17 protein-coding genes are annotated in these 16,423 nt (G+C 48.2%); 8 read left to right on the forward strand and 9 right to left on the reverse strand.

What is annotated here, in order from left to right; translation table 11 throughout:
- The first annotated feature begins 1 nt into the window (after nucleotide 1).
- From MHI45_RS17895 to MHI45_RS17905, 3 genes are read left to right on the forward strand one after another with little or no spacing between them, the layout of a single operon-like run.
- On the forward strand, nucleotides 2-760 hold the full coding sequence (locus tag MHI45_RS17895; RefSeq protein ID WP_076111846.1) for a lantibiotic immunity ABC transporter MutG family permease subunit: 759 nt from the start codon (nucleotides 2-4) through the stop codon (nucleotides 758-760).
- Nucleotides 761-789: 29 nt separating this feature from the next.
- Nucleotides 790-1,452, forward strand: coding sequence for a response regulator transcription factor (locus tag MHI45_RS17900; RefSeq protein ID WP_076111844.1), 663 nt, complete (start codon nucleotides 790-792; stop codon nucleotides 1,450-1,452).
- Nucleotides 1,440-2,840 (forward strand): HAMP domain-containing sensor histidine kinase, encoded by a 1,401-nt coding sequence (locus tag MHI45_RS17905; RefSeq protein WP_076111843.1) that lies wholly within the window; start codon nucleotides 1,440-1,442, stop codon nucleotides 2,838-2,840. Before MHI45_RS17900 ends, MHI45_RS17905 begins: the two co-directional genes overlap by 13 nt.
- Here the strand turns inward: MHI45_RS17905 and MHI45_RS35205 are convergent.
- From MHI45_RS35205 to MHI45_RS17935, 7 genes are all read right to left on the reverse strand, one after another.
- Entirely contained in the window at nucleotides 2,745-3,068 is a 324-nt protein-coding gene (locus MHI45_RS35205; protein WP_076111841.1) for a MerR family transcriptional regulator, read from the reverse strand. The genes MHI45_RS17905 and MHI45_RS35205 overlap by 96 nt on opposite strands.
- Before the next feature lie 212 nt (nucleotides 3,069-3,280).
- Nucleotides 3,281-5,164 (reverse strand): AraC family transcriptional regulator, encoded by a 1,884-nt coding sequence (locus MHI45_RS17910; protein WP_076111839.1) that lies wholly within the window; start codon nucleotides 5,162-5,164, stop codon nucleotides 3,281-3,283.
- Between the two features lie 71 nt (nucleotides 5,165-5,235).
- Complete coding sequence (locus tag MHI45_RS17915) at nucleotides 5,236-5,754, reverse strand: DinB family protein (RefSeq protein ID WP_076111837.1); 519 nt, start codon at nucleotides 5,752-5,754, stop codon at nucleotides 5,236-5,238.
- Between the two features lie 102 nt (nucleotides 5,755-5,856).
- Nucleotides 5,857-6,828, reverse strand: coding sequence for a helix-turn-helix transcriptional regulator (locus MHI45_RS17920; RefSeq protein ID WP_076111835.1), 972 nt, complete (start codon nucleotides 6,826-6,828; stop codon nucleotides 5,857-5,859).
- A gap of 53 nt (nucleotides 6,829-6,881) precedes the next feature.
- Entirely contained in the window at nucleotides 6,882-7,271 is a 390-nt protein-coding gene (locus MHI45_RS17925) for a hypothetical protein (protein WP_340895904.1), read from the reverse strand.
- Nucleotides 7,272-7,509: 238 nt separating this feature from the next.
- Nucleotides 7,510-8,271 (reverse strand): leucine-rich repeat domain-containing protein, encoded by a 762-nt coding sequence (locus MHI45_RS17930; RefSeq protein WP_076111832.1) that lies wholly within the window; start codon nucleotides 8,269-8,271, stop codon nucleotides 7,510-7,512.
- Between the two features lie 200 nt (nucleotides 8,272-8,471).
- Nucleotides 8,472-9,017, reverse strand: coding sequence for a pyridoxamine 5'-phosphate oxidase family protein (locus MHI45_RS17935; protein WP_076111830.1), 546 nt, complete (start codon nucleotides 9,015-9,017; stop codon nucleotides 8,472-8,474).
- 223 nt (nucleotides 9,018-9,240) lie between these two features.
- On the opposite strand from MHI45_RS17935, the gene pdxR reads away from it, so the two are divergent.
- Nucleotides 9,241-10,671 carry a MocR-like pyridoxine biosynthesis transcription factor PdxR gene (pdxR, locus tag MHI45_RS17940; protein WP_076111828.1) on the forward strand — a complete coding sequence of 477 codons (1,431 nt, stop codon included), beginning with the start codon at nucleotides 9,241-9,243 and terminating at the stop codon, nucleotides 10,669-10,671.
- Here pdxR and MHI45_RS17945 read toward each other — a convergent pair.
- The gene (locus MHI45_RS17945) at nucleotides 10,666-11,511 is read right to left on the reverse strand and encodes a hypothetical protein (RefSeq protein WP_341119245.1); all 846 of its coding nucleotides are present in this window, start codon (nucleotides 11,509-11,511) and stop codon (nucleotides 10,666-10,668) included. The two genes, pdxR and MHI45_RS17945, sit on opposite strands and share 6 nt — an antisense overlap.
- 299 nt (nucleotides 11,512-11,810) lie before the next feature.
- Between MHI45_RS17945 and MHI45_RS17950 the strand changes: the two genes are divergently transcribed.
- Both MHI45_RS17950 and MHI45_RS17955 read left to right on the forward strand, forming a co-directional pair.
- Nucleotides 11,811-12,050, forward strand: a complete 240-nt coding sequence (locus MHI45_RS17950; RefSeq protein ID WP_038598107.1) for a hypothetical protein — start codon at nucleotides 11,811-11,813, stop codon at nucleotides 12,048-12,050.
- 64 nt (nucleotides 12,051-12,114) lie between these two features.
- Complete coding sequence (locus tag MHI45_RS17955) at nucleotides 12,115-13,536, forward strand: MDR family MFS transporter (protein ID WP_038598109.1); 1,422 nt, start codon at nucleotides 12,115-12,117, stop codon at nucleotides 13,534-13,536.
- Nucleotides 13,537-13,689: 153 nt separating this feature from the next.
- Here the strand turns inward: MHI45_RS17955 and MHI45_RS17960 are convergent, their stop codons facing one another.
- On the reverse strand, nucleotides 13,690-14,433 hold the full coding sequence (locus MHI45_RS17960) for a glycoside hydrolase family 16 protein (protein ID WP_341119246.1): 744 nt from the start codon (nucleotides 14,431-14,433) through the stop codon (nucleotides 13,690-13,692).
- 152 nt (nucleotides 14,434-14,585) lie between these two features.
- On the opposite strand from MHI45_RS17960, the gene MHI45_RS17965 reads away from it, so the two are divergent.
- On the forward strand, nucleotides 14,586-15,506 hold the full coding sequence (locus MHI45_RS17965) for an ABC transporter permease (RefSeq protein ID WP_076111814.1): 921 nt from the start codon (nucleotides 14,586-14,588) through the stop codon (nucleotides 15,504-15,506).
- Between the two features lie 15 nt (nucleotides 15,507-15,521).
- Nucleotides 15,522-16,406, forward strand: coding sequence for a carbohydrate ABC transporter permease (locus tag MHI45_RS17970; RefSeq protein WP_076111812.1), 885 nt, complete (start codon nucleotides 15,522-15,524; stop codon nucleotides 16,404-16,406).
- Nucleotides 16,407-16,423 lie beyond the last annotated feature (17 nt).

The raw sequence follows: 16,423 nt of genomic DNA on the forward strand, positions 1-16,423 counted from the left end.
CATGGCTTCACTACTGGGATTGCTGAGAGCGGATCTGCTCAAAAGCCGGCATACGCCGTTTCTGCTAATTCATCTGCTGGCTCCTCTTATCGGAGTTGGCGTATTCTTGGCGTACTATTCGTACTCCCCATGGAGTGCAAACGACAAAGCACTGGCGTTTATTCAGTCTCTAGGATGCGCATTTCCTACCCTGATCGGGCTGGTCTGCTCCATGTCGGTGGAACAGGAGGCGAATGCAGGACAATTTCAAGGTATGCTTGCCATTCCCGCAAATAAAATCACAACCTTTATAAGTAAGCTGCTTCTCCTACTGTTGTTTGGCTTTGGAGCCGTCCTGTTTGCTTACACCCTTTTTGGCCTGGGGTTCGGCGGGATTCTGCAGCAGGACAGACTGGGAATGCCCTTTTACATCACCGGAGCGGTTATTCTGTTCACGAGCAATATGTTTCTCTATCTTCTTCATCTGACAGCCAGCCTGCGCTTCGGAAGAGGCGCTTCCATCGGGGTGGGGATTGTGGGGAGTCTGGTGGCTGCCTTAATGCTTACCGGGCTAGGCGATACCATCTGGCCGTATATTCCCTTCGCATGGGGCGTCCGCTTCATCTCTCTGTGGACAATCCACGCTTCCGGTACCATGCTATCCCCCGCTGTATCGGGGCTGAGCGCCGGAATTACGGTCTGGCTGCTGGGAACAATACTGGCTGCCCTTCTGTGCGCTGCATGGTTCCAGCGGTGGGAGGGACGCTCAGCCGATAATTAGACATACAACTTACAATCGAGGGAACGAATATGGCAAAAATACTCGTGGTAGACGATGAACCCGCCATCCTGTCGCTGATCCGCAACGCACTTATTACTGACAATCATCTGGTGACAACGATCTCCGATTCTACACAGGTGTGCCGGAACGACCTTGGCGCGTATGATCTTATTTTGCTGGATGTGATGATGCCGGGTGTGGACGGCTTTACACTTTGCCGGGAGATACGTGCGGCGGTGGATTGCCCGATCCTTTTTTTAACGGCCAAAACACTGGAAAGCGATCTGATGTACGGCCTGGGACTGGGGGCAGATGATTATATTGTGAAGCCCTTTGGCATAGGTGCGCTGCGGGCACGGATTGGCGCCCATCTCAGGCGGGAAAGCAGGGAGCGGCGGAATGTTCTATATCTGGAGAATGTACACTTCAACCTCTCCGGTAAAGAACTGTTGGTCCAAGAGGACAAAGTGCCTCTGACCAAAAGCGAATATGAAATTTGCGAATTTCTGGCCCGCAGCCGCGGACAGGTCTTCTCCAAAGAACATATTTATGAAACGGTCTTCGGGTTTGACGGAGAAAGCGACCGCAGCGCCATTACAGAGCATATCAAGAACATCCGCGCCAAGCTGAGCAAATACGGGATCGACGCGATTGAGACCATCTGGGGGATTGGATATAAGTGGAATCTGTGAAACGAATCAAAACAGTGCGGCTTCGCACCTTTTTCCTGCAATACCTCCTGTTCTTAAGCGCGGGGACCATTCTGCTGCTGATACTTGTGCTTGGCTTGTTCACACTGGCGTTTTCCTCCAATGTTATACTGCCTGCTAACTATGCCGAGAAGGAGATTGCTGCGTTCAAGGAGCGTCTTGCCTCAAGCAGAACAGTAACGCCCGATAGCGTTCCGGGAATGGTAGATTATACGGTTTTCACCCAGGAAGGAGAACTTCTCGCCGGTAATCTGAGCCGGAGTGAAGCAGCACATGCCTGGGAGATTATACAGCAAGGCAATACTCAGGACTCTCATTTCTATACAACCGCCCAGCACGGACAGGAGATCTGGATATTCCGGTATAGCTTAACACCGCAGTATGCATCTTCCTTGCTGCGCAGCTATCTGCCGAATCCTCAGCTGCTGGGAGTGCTGCTCTTCATCTTGGGAATTTTGCTCCAAGCGGCCTTGCTTGCCGCCCGGTTCGGCAGAAAACTCACGGAGAAAATGGCAGGATTACAGGAAGCGACAGAGAACATCCAGCGCGAGAATCTTGAGTTTACCGTCAAGCCCAGCGGTATCCGCGAAATCGACGATGTGCTGGTCTCACTGGACCGGATGAAAGAAGCCCTGCACACTTCACTTAAGCGGCAGTGGGAGCTGGAGCGTTCCCGCAGAGAGCAGATTTCCGCGCTGGCCCACGATATCAAAACCCCGCTTACCGTCATTCGGGGAAATGCGGAGCTGCTGCAGGAGACGACACAGAATGCTGCCCAGCTGGAATATAACGGATACATTCTTCGCAGCGCCGAGGATATTGAAGCCTTCGTACAAGAGGTTATTGATCTGTCCAGCATGCAGGCCAGCTTTGTTCGTCAGAAATCGCTGGTAAGTACAGCGGAGATTCTTGGAGAATTAGAGCTGCAGATGAAGGCTCTGTCCTCCGGCAAGGACCTGCATACGCTTGTCCAGAAGGATACCTTTCCAGCATTTCTTTTTATAGATAAGGAGCTGTTTCAGCGGGGAATCATCAATGTGATCGCCAATGCGGTCGAGCATACGCCTGCGCAGGGGAGTGTTGCTTTGCTAGTCAGGGGAGATGACGCTGCTGTCCATTTCACGGTTACGGATACGGGAAACGGCTTCTCGTCAACCGATCTGAAAGAAGCCGCCACTCAGTTCTACAGAGGGGACCAGAGCCGAAGCTCCGGCAATCATCACGGGATGGGACTGTACATTGCCGAGTCCGCCGCCCAGCAGCATGGAGGGAGCTTAACTATCGCAAATATGTCCTCCTCCAGTGGAGGGAAGGTAACTATGAGCATTCCTGTTTCTACTAGAGGCGGGGATGGTTATGGGCAGGAGTGAAGGGGACTTGTTTGCGATAACAGATTTTATATCCTTTATCGAAATATCCATTTTGCGAAGTACTGCAGTAATTCGTATACATAAGAGTGCATTTTCATCATAAATTCTCCAGCCAGAGGAGGTATCCCTTGAACTTTTAAATAGTCCCTCTGATTCCCAGTGGCGCAATGTGCGACTCGTCAGTCCCATCTGCTCCGACAATTTATTGATTGCAACAGATCTGTTCATCCTGGTCTCCTTTCCGAGCTCTCAAAGTTATAATAGCACTTGACGCTGCGACAACTTCAAGAGTGTTCCTTCTCTAAAATGAGATTACTTGCCCCTACTTATGATAAGGTTCACCGAAACATTTGCAAGGCAAAATTATAGGGCACCCGATTGGATGCCCTAACGTTTGGAACAGGAGTGTGGAGCGGCAGACATTGGCTGTGCAAAGGAATTTAGAGGCTTGTCAGCCAGTCTGCCAATTCTTCGGTCTGGCTCAGAATAGCTATCGGGTCCCAGTAGCCGGAGCGATCGCTTGTCCATAAAAACACATGATCATTTTTGACTGCTGGAAGCGCCCCCCAGATCGGGTCTGCTTTGAGTTCATCCAGCGTTTCCGAATCGGAGGTCAGTATAATATAATCTCCCGCATACTTTGGCAGTACTTCCGCAGAAAATGAAGCCCAGCCGGGATCGGTCATTTCGGCTGCGACAGCCGCTGGAGGCTTAAAGCCGAATCCATTGTATACCGGCTGTCCGCCTTTACCGAAGCCGGTTCCGACAGCCATCAAGCTTTTTTCACTCATTTCAATAACTGAAAATGTGCTGTCCGCAGGTATAACCTTCAATACGTCTTCTTTGGCACTGGCGGTACGGGTGTCATAATCGGCAAGCCAGGCTTTCGCCTTTTCTTCTTGGCCAAGCAGCTCGCCGAAATAAGCGACCTCCTCATGTACCGTTTTTAAGGAAGCGTACGGAATGACGACAGTAGGCGCAATTTTCGACATCTGCTCATTCAGCTCAGGATAGAAGTCGTCCATAATAATCAAGTCCGGTTCAAGCGATAAGATTTTCTCTACGTTGCCATTCCCGTCCCCTATATTATCAACGTCTTTCAAATATTCCTGAAAGTAAGGATTTTTAATATGATGATCGGATGTTCCGATGGGTGTAATGCCAAGCGCAATAAGACTACCAAGATACTCCCCCGCAACGATTCGTTTCGGATGAAGCGGTACCTCCACATCACCGTTAACTGTTGTAACGATTTTGGTCTGCGGCTGCTCCACAGCATCATTCGTGCCGCATGCGCTCAGCATCAGAATAAAGCTTAGCAGCAATACTGATGCCAGCGTAGGCCTTGAATGTTTAAACATGAATGAATCTCCCTCTCTGATGCCATGATACTGATAATCGTTATCAATGATATTAGTATAGTTAAATGGTTCAGGAGGGACAATGGAGGATTCCATGGTTATGGCAGGACAATCTTCTAGTATCTTCTTGCCGGCATGCACTTCTCTATAGCGAATTGGAGAAACACCCTTGTATTTTTTGAACAGCCTGCCCAAATAGCTTGGGTCTTGATAGCCGATGCCCTCTGCAATTTCCTTCAGCGTAGCATCTGTTTCAAGCAGCAGTGCCGCTGCCTTATCCATGCGCACCTTGATTAAGTAGTCAATTGGGCTAAGTCCTGTACGGATTTTAAAATAAGAGGATAAATGGGGAATGCTGTAATTCACGCTTTCCGCCAGTGATTCCAGCGTAATAGACTCCGCATAATGTTCATGGATAATAGCGGCGACCTGAGCTGCCAAATCACGTTTCGCCGGGCTTACACCGTGCACCTGCATTTGATGAAGCAGATCATGCACAAACTGATAGAGTAAGGTCCGAACGCGCAGATGCACAAGTGGTTTCTGTTTCTCCCACTCCTTGAACATTTCACTCAATATCCGATGCAGCGCTACCGGATTGTCCGGCGTTATACTGTACGAATGATCAAAGGAACGAGCCGGATCTAATAATGCGGCAAGCTCTGCGGGTACCGGAGGATTCATACTCACTTTATAATAAACGCTATAATAATCCATGCCTTCGCTGCCCGCGACCATGTTGAGCACATCGCCTTTACCTGTATGAAGCACTGTAAACCGCTGCAGGCGATGAAATTGCTCTCCCAGATAAGCTGTAGCCTTGCCGCGAACCGACATGAGAAACAGGTTTGAGGGTACAGAATAGGAACGAATGGATTCGCCAGTGCTAATCGTGGTGCGGCGAATATCTATGACTTTGCAATTCGCGTGATTCCAAGAAACCATAAGATCATTGATGTCCATGCCGCAGCCCCGCCTCCACTCTCAAAATTCTGTTTTATTTCATAATGGCCCCGCCATACGTGCCGCCCAGCTTACCGCTGACCTTCCTGCCGTTCTATTAAATAGAACAAATAATCGGTCGGGACCCCGGCGTACCCCTGCTGCCTCAGCATCGCGGTCACATTGCCCCGGTGATATGTCCCATGGTTGACCACATGCTGCAGGATGCCGGAGAAATGCGTATCGAGACGACCGTACTTCGGATGCTCGATCGTCATCGCCTTGTCCGGGTCTGGCGTACGCCGCAGCAAATCGCGAAACTGTTCGGCGACGCCAGCGAACAGCCGCCGCATCTCGTCCACGGTTTTGCCCTGTGCTTCTTCCGCCCAGCCCGGGATTTTCGGGAAAATCTCCTCGTTCGGAGCTTCCGCCAGTACGGACATATAGAGCTTTTCGTACAAATACATGTGCCCAAACGTTTTCGACACGGACGGGAACACACTCGTCACTTCCGCATGGAAAACATCCTTCGGAAGCTGCTCCAGATGGGTGAATAGCTGGTCATTCGCCCAAACATGATATTCGTATAATTGCTGCGGATGTTGAAGCATGTATGAATCCACCTTTCCTTTATTCATCGTCGTTTGGCCGCCACTGCCGCAGCCTTATCTCTATCGTATGCCGGGTTCGCTGACAACCGTTGTCAGCGGAGTTCAATCGGGATCGTCTTCGTAATGTTTTGCGATTCCGTAAGCCATTTCCTGAATCTGACGCTTCAGCTCCAGCGGCTCCCGTATACAAATGGCCGGACCAAACGTCAGCAGATACATCGGAAGGTACTTGTTCATCGTCGGAACGTCGAGCAGAAACCGCGCCTCACGATCGGTCCTTTCCGTCAAATAGTGGCGTAGATGCCAGTGGCGGCAAACCGCGTTCAACGTGTCGGGCTCCCCCTCGATACGGATGACCGTTAGCGGTCCGTCCGCCTCCCGTTCCCGCTTAGACTGGTCGTGGAAATAGGCAGACGCGGAGAAATGCTCCGGCTTTTCGAACCGCGCTTCGGTTGACTCCAACCGCGCGATACGATCTACGCGGAACGTCCGCATTGCCAGCGACCGATGGCAAAACGCGACGACGTACCATTCGTTCCGGTCGTAAGCCAACCCGTATGGATCGACTTTACGTTCGTCGGCCTGTCCCGCGTGCTCCTTACGATAGGCGATGCAGACCGTTCGCCCATCCTTCGCCGCCTGCTCCAGGTCCCGCAACAACAGAACACCGGAAGGCGGACGCACCGGAGAAATCACATCCAAGCCACTCGTCTGACGGGACAGATCGTCGCGCTGCTCTTCGTGCAGCCCATTCTTCACTTTCTCCAATGCGCTTTCCAATTCTTCCGTATACGGATAGCCGGCACCTTGCGCAAATTTAAACGCATCCACAAGTGCCTTCAGCTCTACGGAATTGAAGAACAATGGAGTCTCCCTGAAGCTTTCCAGAATGTGAATGCCGCCGTCATGGCCCGATTCCGCAATGACTGGCACACCGCTGGCGCATAATGCGTCGATATACCGGTATACGGTGCGGATGCTGATCTCCAAACTGTCCGCGATCTGAGCGGCGGTGAGTTTCCTACCGGAGCGTAGCATCCAAAGCATGGATAGCATATTATCCCATTTTGCCAACGGGAGCACCTTCTTTCCTCGCGAAAATGTGTTCGGAAGTGACTCTTTACTACCTACGGATAGATAACTTCCGTCTGTTCATCAAAATATCCAGCTTCGGATAAGACAATCTCGCTCAGATCATATTTTACAAATATCCGTAAGGACCTGGCAATATGATCCCCATAATTCTCACCAAAGTAAATACTGTAATAATCCCTTTGATCTACCTCATTACTTTTATTATCTGGTCTTTTTTCGACTACAACAAAATAAATAGGATCGCTTAATTGTTCTTCGTCTTCATTTGTATCAGGCCAATCCTTTAGTTTTACTGTAGTTTCGTTTAAATCGCTGTATTTAAGAACAAAGGAAAGGATCTCATCATCTGACGAATTACTGTTATTGCATCCGACAATGAAAAGAAAAGTGAGAATGAAAAAAAACCGGATAACCTTCATCAATCTGGGGGTCCCTCCAATGAAAAAAATAGCTGTCTGTAACGCCAAGCTTTTAGGGGGTGTCCCAATAGCCCTCAAATGGCTTGGTACACCCCCTCACTATTTTTTGCTTTAATAACTTTTCTTTGATCCAACGTTAAATTCTCGATTAGTTGCCCTCTTCCGTGAAAGCAAAGCCGCATTGCGGGCTCAGGCAAATCCGGTTCAGATCGACGTATTGCTTCACTTCCTCGCTTTCAAGCTACTCTGGCTGAGTATCCCTGTTATCTTCCAAATTTACTATGACACCATTGTTCTCCAGCTCTTGGATAACCTGCTCCGCTTGTTCATTCAGCGGGTTGTTTGCCAAAGATACTTCTTGTAATTGGGGCAACGTTTCGAGCACTTCAATATCCTGGATGAGGTTATCGTCTAGATAGAGATGTTCCAATGTTGGATGATTTTTTAACGGCGTCAAATCTTGAATTTTATTTCCGCTCAGTAAGAGCCATTCTAACTTCAATTTTTTAATGGGACTTAGGTCTTCCACCTGATTGTTGCTGGCAAGAAGATCGGTCAGCTTATTTAGATTTTTTAACGGCACTAGACTTTTTATCTTGTTACCGTCAACAACCAGCTTCTCTAGAGAACTTAACCCGGAAATCGGTGAAAGATCCGTAATCTGATTCTCCTCAACTGCTAAGAACGTTAACTTTTTCAACCTGCTTAGCGGGTTAATATTCTTTATCTTTTGGCCGGGCAGAAATAAGCTCTCCATGTTAACCGCATATTCAAGACCCTGTAAACTGGTGATTTTAGCCTTAGATTCGCTAGGATACAAAGATTCCAACTTCTTCAAATCAACTGCCTTCAGCTCTTTCTTAGCCGGCAGCTCTAATTCCGCGCGAACGGCTTTCGCCAAAGCCGGGTCTGTAATGACGGATGCGGCCCAAATGGATGTTGCCGGTAAGAATACGAGAACCAAACAAATCACGATGATATTTTTCATTAGCTTAGCAGGCATATACACTCTCCTTTTCAAGCACATTGAATAAGTGCCATTCCTTACCTTTATCGGATTTCACTTCAAAAATGTTCAGCTTAACCTGTTGAATTCAATCAAAATAATTAAAATTTATACCGAAAAAATACCCTAAAACTATATCACATAGTCATAGGGCATTCGCGCTAAATTTTGAAGAAATATGAAAGCATATCTTGTCGTTAAATCTCTCGCACAATCGTGTCCGTTCTATACATTTTTTCTGCTTCAATAGGACTTTCTTTTGCTGTCATATGGTGCGGAATAACCCGGTAAACTTGAACCGGTCCGCCGAATACAGCCGACCTATACTTGTCCACATGTTGCTTGGACAAAGGGCGGTTATAATAGCCGGGTACGTATTTATTGATCAATCCCTGAAGTACATGAGTGGCTTCGTCCAAATCTGTGATCGGCTCTGCTTGTCCAAATATCATTACGCTCATATAAGCCGTATCCGTTTTAGCAGGTACCGGATCCGTAATGGTCCCGTATTCCTCACACACCGTAAAACACACCTCTGGATTTTCGCTCATGACCTGATTACGTCTTCCATCGCCAGCCCCGTGAATATAGAGCTTCCCCTCAGACCATACATAATTTAGCGGTACAACATAAGGGAGGTTCCCATCAACCAACCCAAGATATCCAATTCTCGCTTGCTGCAGGAAGCTTTCAATTTTCTCCTGATCCTTGCATTCCCTGGTCTTGTAACGAACTGGATCCATTTCGAAATCTCTCCTTTCACTCATGAGATATTCATCCCACTCCAATAGTTTGAACTCCGATACTCTTCTAGAGTGCGGCAACGACTCAGATTGCAAATACCAGCGTTATTACGGTAGTATATCAGTGAATGGAGTGCCTTTTAAGATCCAAACATCAAGGTTATGAGCAATCCATAATTACTTAATATTTTATGGTTGGAGCTACTATTTGGAGGTATACACGATGATGAAAGTAATTCGTAATGATAAGAGACCGATCTGGCAGCAATTGCTTGATCAAGCCATTCATAATATTACAAGTGGAATCTGGGCTCCAGGAGAATTGCTGATTCCTTCCCGCGAACTCGCTCACCAGATAGGCGTCTCTCGCTCTACTATACAGATCGTCTATGAGGAATTGCTAAGTCGAGGCTATACGGTTACATCCCGACGAGGAGGAACGCGGGTTAGTAAATGGAATCAAATCACTGAGTCAACGAAGGAAATCATAGCAAATGGCCCTCTGCCTCCCTCACTTCCCTTGTTGGACTCGGCGGTCGATCAATTACAGGACTGGTTCAGAGGCAAAGAACATGGAGAAGCGGATATTGATTTTAGTCCCCACGAACCTTATTTGGATGGACATTTTCAAAAGAACTGGCGACAATCGTTTCTCCACGCATCCGCTGCAATGGACTTATCAAACTGGGCTTACGGCAACCCCTATGGCCTCACACCATTACGTGAGCAAATTCAGCGTTATTTATCACTTGAACGAGGTATCCATATCCAAACAAATCAGATTCTGTTGACCTCAGGAGCTCAGCATAGCATTGACTTAATCGCACAATCGCTTTTATCTGATGGGGACACTGTCTCTGTAGAAGATCCCGGTTTTCCAGCTTCCTGGATGGCGATGAACTATCGGCGTATGAATGTGGTGCCCGTCCCCGTTGATGCGCATGGTCTTGTAGTTGACCGTATTCATCCACAATCCAAACTGATCTTTGCGACTCCCTCGCACCAGTGCGCGGTCGGGGTTGTTATGTCGGAGCCGCGCAGGCAACAATTGCTGCATAAGGCCGTGCAAGAACAATTTTGGATCATTGAGGACGATTATGACAGTGAATTTCGATATCGTGGGGACCCGCTTCCCACACTCTTTAGTCAGGCATCTAATAATACCTTGTACCTCATGAGTTTTTCTAAAATGATTGCTCCAGGCATCCGTATTTCGGCTATCGTTGGATCTGCCCGGGCAATTGCTCAACTTGCCAGGGTACAGGAACTGACTTACCGTCATCTTCCGATTATGGATCAGCTCACACTAACCCACTTCATCAAGAATGGGCATTTTATGCGCCATATGCGAAGAGTCAGAAATGTGTACCGGCGAAGACACGAAGCTATGACAAAGGCTATTATGGCTAGCGGTTTAGGGGAACGCTTCACACTAAGTGGAGTAGAAACGGGATTGCATATGTTACTTGAAGCTGAAGAATCATACGACGAAGAAACCGTGACAAAGTTAGCCCTTCAACAGGGAATACGTGTATACCCTCTTGGACCTTATTGTTTGGAAAGCAAAAGGAAGGGCTGGGTGTTGGGGTTTGCAAAAGTAGATGAAGCATCGATTGAGCAGGGAATCCATCGTCTTGCGGAGCTGATCTTATAGGGTCATGTTCACAAGAAGCCCTTTATCATACAGAAATCTAACCATGTAGAACCCATCCTTGGTAAGCAGGCTGGTAACAAGTTCATGCTCTAATACATTATTGTTCATTATTTGCGTCTCAACTATAGAGCTGCAATCCGTCTGATGCAGTACTTGAGCAGCCACTATGGTCTCTTGGGAGACATAATCTGCTGTATGCTTTTCTACAGAGGCAGCCTCCATCTCATCAAAATAATTAATCGTGAACGTACACGAAGGCTGGTACCGATGGTATTCGCCCAGCGGATAATATCCGATAAATTGACTGTTACTGTAAACATGGAATGTTGCAGGTACATAGCTATCAAGCTGAAAATACGGGATGAACCGGGCAATGCTTGGGTCGATCTCTTCACCAGGAGGAATGACCGCATCCACGCCCATAAGGAGTTCACCCTGCTTATCTACATAAATCGTGCTATAAGAGCTGTACCTCGTAATCCAAATTGAACCGTTCTCCTTCACAGCCTCAACGTAATAACTGTTAATTTGATTTCTTTTTTCCTCACGTTCATCGGCGGGATTGACACAGGTATGCATGTGCTTCCGGGTGTAAGTAAAGACTGCTTTATTGGCGTCTACCGACAGTAATTCAAATTTGAGGATTTCAGATTTTATATTATAGATTTGAAATGTCAGCATCAGTTGAAAGTGATTTAAGAAGGACATCCCCCTCTTATCCGGATGAAATCTTTTGATCAAACCTTGTTCATCCTTATCCATATAAGCCTGCTCCAAGCCTTCAACTGTGGCCTGCAGCTCCTCTTGAGTGATACCTTTATTTTTCTTAAAAAGGAACATGTTCTACTCTCTCCTCATCATCAGTCTACTATTGTCTCCCGTAAGCTGATTGCTAAAGGAGCGGCCGCGGCATACTCTTTCGTTTGATTTATCTTGCAGAGTTAACTGGCACGTTATAATACTCCCCTAATCTCATCCCGTCAAGAGATAATGTGTGAATTAGCGGCGTAGCGGGGTATCCCCCTCATGCTTTCGAAATATGAATGAATTTCCGGGTAGGAAGAGCGATATCGCTTTTTCCAATTCATCCGGTTTCACGTAAAATTTACTTCAGGTTGATGGGGAAAAGGAGGCTCTGCATGCACAAAGTGATCAAAATCAAATTTACGCTCTTTTACGGCGAAGCACCTGAAGCAGATTGTTACGGGTACATGGAGTTGAATCGGGATGGCAATATGATCGCGCTCTATAACAGGTATGGCGAGGAAATAGACATGTATGGCGGACATGAATTTATCAGGGTGCGGACGCTTGGCAAATTCGATAACGAAGACCGCGATAATTTTTACTCCTTGTTAGAAAGTGATGGTGTGGGGTAATCTGCACGGCAAGCTGGCGGTTTGGTATCAAGGCACTACGAAATAACTATTCGGGAGGTAGAAAATGGACAACCGGATTCAAGAGGCAAGTGGAATGAAGAGAGGGCCGATGTTAACCGCACTACTCATCGGTGCATTTGTTGCCTTTCTTAACGAAAATTTGCTTGCTAATGCGCTTCCTGGATTGATGCGGGAATTCAATGTTGCTGCCGCGACCATACAGTGGTTATCGACAGGTTATATGCTCGTTATCGGTGTACTCGTGCCGGTGACCGCATTACTGCAGCAATGGTTCACAACTCGCCAGATGTTTATGTCTGCGATGGCATTATTTTTGGCCGGTACCTGCTTGTGTGCAGTATCCCCGGGATTCGGAATCTTGCTGACGGGCAGGGTTATTCAGGCTTGCGGTACAGGATTATTGATCCCGTTGATGATGAATACGATTCTCGCCCTCTATCCTCCAGAACGCCGGGGTGCCGCCATGGGTCTCATGGGGCTGGTCATCATGCTTGCCCCTGTCATCGGGCCGACTTTGTCTGGTTTGATTATCGATACCTTACACTGGCGCTGGCTGTTCTACATGGTGATTCCTGTCGCACTGTTTTCGATGATTTATGCATTCATCTACTTAAAGAATGTGACAGAACTGACCAAGCCAAGGGTCGATCTTGTGTCCATTGTGATGTCAACCGCCGGTTTCGGCTGCGTCACCTACGGCTTCAGCCAAACAAGTGTCTCTCTTGGGCCTAAAGGTTACGGATTGATTGCAATAGGCAGCCTTTTCTTGCTCTTGCTAGTATGGCGACAGCTCAAGATCAAAGAGCCGTTGATCGATCTTTCAGTATTCCGGCATCATACTTTTTCTCTCGTTGCGGTATTGATTGTTATTCTGATGATGGTTCTATTCTCCACAACAACATTGCTGCCGTTCTATATGCAGGATGTGATGAAGTTGACAGCATTCGCGACAGGCTTACTTCTTATGCCAGGTAGCATTTTGAACGGGATCCTGATGCCGGTGTCGGGGAAATTATTCGATAAATTCGGGCCGAGACGCGTAATTGTGCCCGGTCTGCTCCTGATCGCCATATCGTTGTGGCTGTTTGCCGGCATCGACAGTGATACAACACAAGGTTCTGTGCTGTTCAATCATGTCCTCTTATTCGTAGGCATGTCATTCGTCGTCATGCCGGCTCAGACGGCAGGATTGAATCAACTTCCACGTCACCTGGTCCCTCATGGCACAGCCATATACAATACGCTTCAACAGATTGCAGGTGGAATTGGCATTGCATTGTTCGTCGGCATCATGTCGTCTGGAGCCACTCGTTATCTTCACCATTCGCTCGATCCCACTGCAATGCATGAGAAGACACAAAGCATGGTTTCCGGTCTACAAACGGTTTTTTGGATTGAATTTATTCTTGCAATACTTATTTTGGTGCTCGGTTGGTTTATCAAAAAGACACCTGAGCATAATTGATTCATTGCTATATAGATTGAACTTATAATTCTTCTATTTTGGGATTATTGGCCGTGACTACAGAGAATGTTTGGACTTCCAACCGCTGTTAGGTTTCGATTTCTTTTCCCTAAATGTATATTCTCAAGTTCAATCTAAATAGTCAATTTCATCCTACGCATAAAGCCAAACCCCCGCCACCGTCATCAACCCGGGCAGCACTGCCTCGTCCACCTCCACGTTGTCGTACCATCCGCCCACGGCCAGGTTAAGCAGCAGATAGAAGGGCTGGTCGAACGGCATGATGCCCGGCTCCAGCTGGCGCTGCGCGAAGCAATACCCGTCTACCAGCCAGCGAATAGAACCCGCATCCCATTCCAGCGTATAATCGCGGAACTCATTGATGATTCCGTCTTCAAGCTCGTGGGTGAATTCCTCAACCACTTTGCTGTCAAGGTCCTTTCCGTAGTGCAGCGTGCCGGCGATCTGCCGGGGAAGGCGGCCCTTGGCCTCTAGAATGTCGAGCTCTCCGGAGGCTGGCCAAGGCCCGTATGCCAGATCCTGCGGCAGCAGCCAGATGGCAGGCCATAGACCCTGCCCTACCGGCAGCTTGGCGCGTATGACAAGCTTACCGTAGCAGAAAGAGAAGTGATTCCTTGTATCTAAACGGGCCGATGTATACGCAAAGCTCCTTCCATCCTTCTCAACTGTTTCAAGACACGCGCGCAGGTTTAAGCCGTACTCATCGAAATAGAGATTGTTCGGGTGATCCGTATAGAACTGCTGCTCGCCGTTCCCCCAACCGGCATAGATGGGATTATCGTTATTATCAAGCAGATCGTTGCCTATACGGATGTTCCAGAGACTCAAATCACCTCCGCCGTTCACAAAATCCTGCTCCCATATCAGCTTACTCATCCAAGACACTCTCCTTTCCATTTAACCACAGCATAATGCATTTCAGTGCCCGGCCCGAATGAATCCAAAAAAATGGGATAGGGTCAAAAATCATGCCCTTTTTTTCCTGGGTCTTTTTTCTTACGATGAAAAGGAAGGGGGGGACACGAGACATGTTTCAATTTCAAACGAAACAAATGAAAGCGTTTTTTAGACAGTGGCAGATGCAAAGCATGGTCATTCCGGGAATCATCTGGATGTTGATCTTTTGTTATTTTCCGATGCTGTGGCTCATTATCGGCTTTATGGACTATAGTATCGCGAAGCCTATGCTAGAGTCGCCGTTTGTCGGACTGAAGCACTTTCAGGATTTTGTGACGGACGACCGGTTCTGGCGTTCGATCCGTAATACGCTGGGGATGAGCAGCATCAAGCTTGTGCTGGGGTTTCCGATTCCGATTTTGTTTGCTCTGCTGCTGGGCGAAATCCGCAGCCTGCGCTTCAAGCGCACTGTGCAGACCATTTCGTACCTGCCGCACTTTATCGCCTGGACGATCTTCGGCGGCATCGCGCTCAACTGGCTGGGCGAAGGTGGTGTGGTCAACCAGCTGATGATCACACTCGGACTGCAGAACCGCGAAATTCTCTTTAACAGTGACCCGAAATATTTCTGGTGGATTACCTTTTTTACCGATACGCTGAAGGAAACAGGCTGGAGCGCCATCATCTACATCGCGGCTATATCCGGCATCGACCCTGGTCTGTACGAGGCCGCAGAGCTTGACGGAGCGGGCCGCTGGCAGCGCATGTGGCACATTACCGTGCAGAGCATCCGTCCGACCATCGCTATTCTGTTCATCCTCGCCGTCAGCGGCATTCTCGGCAGTAACTTTGAGCAGATCTTTATGTTAAAAAACAATATGAACATGAAGATGGCCGAGAGTCTCGATCTCTATATCTATAACATGGGACTTGTGTCGGGACGCCATTCTTTCTCAACAGCCGTTTTATTTGCCCGTTCCATCGTGGCGCTGGGGCTGCTGTTTATGGCGAATCAGACATCCAAAAAATTGACTGGCGACGGCATTTTCTAGAAAGGGGGCCAACCGGTGAAAAGACGCTCAGGACTAAGGAGCATCGGAGTATTTGAAGTCTGCAACACCCTCCTGATGCTAGGGGTATGCTTTCTGACGCTGTACCCCATGTGGTTCGTGCTTATTAACTCGCTTAATGCGCCGGAGCAGGCGTTGCTGGGCACCGTCAACTGGTTCCCGGAGCAGTTCTCGCTGGCCAGCTACAGCGTCGTATTTAACGACAAGACAATGATGAACGGGTTCGTAATTACAACCCTGCGCACCGTAATCGGGTCGGCTGCACATGTCTTTTTTACCGCCATAATAGCTTACGGCATGAGCAAGACGACGCTGATCGGCCGCAAGCTGTATATGAAAATCGCCCTGATTACCATGCTCTTTTCAGGCGGACTCATTCCAACGTTTATCCTGATGACGAAGCTGGGCCTGTACGACAACTTCTGGGTATTCGTCATTCCCGGCATGTACAGCTTTTTTAATATGGTCATCTTCATGAGCTTTTTCCGCACCATTCCAGACAGTCTCGAGGAATCGGCCAAGGTAGACGGGGCATCAGATTACGGCGTGCTGTTCCGGATTGTACTGCCTAACAGCATGGCTGTGATCGCTACCATCTCGCTGTTCTCGGCAGTCTATCACTGGAACGATTATTATCAGGGCGTTATCTATATCCGCTCGCAGGAGATTCTGCCTTTGCAGACCATTTTGTACAAAATCATTGCCGAAAACTCCATGTCCTTCATGCAGCAGCAGGCGATGGCCCAGTTCGGGGCAAGACTGCCCGGCAACTCCATAAAGTTCGCCTCCATGATGGTGGCTACCCTGCCAATTCTGGTGTTCTATCCCTTCATTCAGCGTTATCTGGTCAAAGGGGTTATGATCGGCGCTATTAAGGGGTGAACCGGATTCCCTAATCA

Source organism: Paenibacillus sp. FSL H3-0321, assembly GCF_038002865.1.
Classification (GTDB): Bacteria; Bacillota; Bacilli; order Paenibacillales; family Paenibacillaceae; genus Paenibacillus_AQ.

Excerpts from the sequence above, each read along its gene's own strand:
- MHI45_RS17895 (WP_076111846.1), top strand. The coding sequence starts at position 2 with ATGGCTTCACTACTGGGATTGCTGAGAGCGGATCTGCTCAAAAGCCGG.
- MHI45_RS17900 (WP_076111844.1), top strand. The coding sequence starts at position 790 with ATGGCAAAAATACTCGTGGTAGACGATGAACCCGCCATCCTGTCGCTG.
- MHI45_RS35205 (WP_076111841.1), bottom strand. The coding sequence starts at position 3,068 with ATGAACAGATCTGTTGCAATCAATAAATTGTCGGAGCAGATGGGACTG.
- MHI45_RS17910 (WP_076111839.1), bottom strand. The coding sequence starts at position 5,164 with ATGGACATCAATGATCTTATGGTTTCTTGGAATCACGCGAATTGCAAA.
- MHI45_RS17915 (WP_076111837.1), bottom strand. The coding sequence starts at position 5,754 with ATGCTTCAACATCCGCAGCAATTATACGAATATCATGTTTGGGCGAAT.
- MHI45_RS17930 (WP_076111832.1), bottom strand. The coding sequence starts at position 8,271 with ATGCCTGCTAAGCTAATGAAAAATATCATCGTGATTTGTTTGGTTCTC.
- MHI45_RS17935 (WP_076111830.1), bottom strand. The coding sequence starts at position 9,017 with ATGGATCCAGTTCGTTACAAGACCAGGGAATGCAAGGATCAGGAGAAA.
- pdxR (WP_076111828.1), top strand. The coding sequence starts at position 9,241 with ATGATGAAAGTAATTCGTAATGATAAGAGACCGATCTGGCAGCAATTG.
- MHI45_RS17945 (WP_341119245.1), bottom strand. The coding sequence starts at position 11,511 with ATGTTCCTTTTTAAGAAAAATAAAGGTATCACTCAAGAGGAGCTGCAG.
- MHI45_RS17950 (WP_038598107.1), top strand. The coding sequence starts at position 11,811 with ATGCACAAAGTGATCAAAATCAAATTTACGCTCTTTTACGGCGAAGCA.
- MHI45_RS17955 (WP_038598109.1), top strand. The coding sequence starts at position 12,115 with ATGGACAACCGGATTCAAGAGGCAAGTGGAATGAAGAGAGGGCCGATG.
- MHI45_RS17960 (WP_341119246.1), bottom strand. The coding sequence starts at position 14,433 with ATGAGTAAGCTGATATGGGAGCAGGATTTTGTGAACGGCGGAGGTGAT.
- MHI45_RS17965 (WP_076111814.1), top strand. The coding sequence starts at position 14,586 with ATGTTTCAATTTCAAACGAAACAAATGAAAGCGTTTTTTAGACAGTGG.